The sequence below is a fragment of the Thiomonas sp. 13-64-67 genome (assembly GCF_002282795.1).
Classification (GTDB): Bacteria; Pseudomonadota; Gammaproteobacteria; order Burkholderiales; family Burkholderiaceae_C; genus Thiomonas; species Thiomonas arsenitoxydans.
The window spans coordinates 1-1,100 of the sequence record NZ_NCKP01000140.1 but is presented as its reverse complement, the minus strand read 5'-3'; the positions used below and the strand labels follow the sequence as shown (position 1 = coordinate 1,100).

Below are 1,100 nucleotides of genomic sequence, written 5' to 3'. Positions count from 1 at the left end.
GAGCAGCAGGGACATCAGTCCCAGCCAGGCCATGGCGCGCGTTGCGGCGTCGGGGATCTGATCGGCGGTCAACAGGTGGTTGCTGACCAGGGCCAGACCGCCAAAGCTCGTCCCCCACAGAATCAGGCTATGAGACTCCAGGCGCAGGCTACGCTGCCCGGCGCCCAGCATGGCGTGGATACTGTCGAGCTGCTGTGAGGCGATGGATGGCATGCGATCTCCCTGAATCACTCTGTTCCGCAGAGCTTAGTACTCTGCGAAACAGAGTGTCAAGCGGAGATTCGCCGAAGTCAGGCATTTTTCAGGCCTGTGAGCGCGTCGTCAAAGGCGCTGATCAGCGCATGCGCGTCGCTTTCGGTGTGCGCCGGGCTGGCCAGCAGCATGTTGTGGAAGGGGGTCAGCAGCACGCCGCGGTTGAGCAGCGCCAGCTGCAGCGCGGGTTCCAGCGCGTCGTCGAAGGCGGCGCGGGCCTCGCTGCCGTTGCGCGGGCGTTGAGGGGCGAACTGCACTTCGCAGCGCGCGCCGATGCGCGTCACCGTCCAGCGCAAACCGTGGTTCGCGATCACGCGTTCCAGCCCGTCGGCCACACGGTTGGCAATGGCGAACATATGAGCGTAGGCGGCCTCGGTCATCACGTCGGCCAGCATGGTGCGCATCAGTCGCAGGGTGAGCAGCCCCGCTGACAGGGTGGTGCCGATGCCGGAATGGCCCGGCGGCGATGCGGTCTTGACGGCTTGCATGCGTGCGCCGACTTGCGTTGTGAAGCCATAGGCCGCGCCGGGCGTACCCCCGGCGATGGGCTTGCCCAAGATGAGCACGTCGGGCTGCAGATCGTTCGCCCGGCAGTAGCCGCCGGGGCCGCAGGAGAGCGTGTGCGTCTCGTCCATCACCAGCAATGCGCCGTGCTCGCGGGTGAGCGCGCGCACGGCTTGGAGAAAACCGGGCTCGGGCAAGACCATGCCGATATTGGTGAGCACCGGCTCGGTGAGCACGCAGGCCACGTCGCCTGCGGCCAGCGCGGCCCGCAGGCCGTCGAGGTCGTTGAACTCGACCACGCGGGTGGTGGTGGTGAGGTCGTGGACCTGACCCAGCAGGCTGGG

At 67.1% G+C, this 1,100-nt stretch carries 1 protein-coding gene and 1 pseudogene; both read right to left on the bottom strand.

The features are described 5' to 3' along the window. A pseudogene (locus B7X30_RS15670) lies at positions 1-213 on the bottom strand (MFS transporter permease); the annotation flags it as partial. A 77-nt stretch (positions 214-290) separates the two neighbouring features. After that, on the bottom strand, positions 291-1,100 hold an 810-nt coding region (locus tag B7X30_RS15665; protein ID WP_286731895.1), incomplete at its 5' end, for an aminotransferase class III-fold pyridoxal phosphate-dependent enzyme.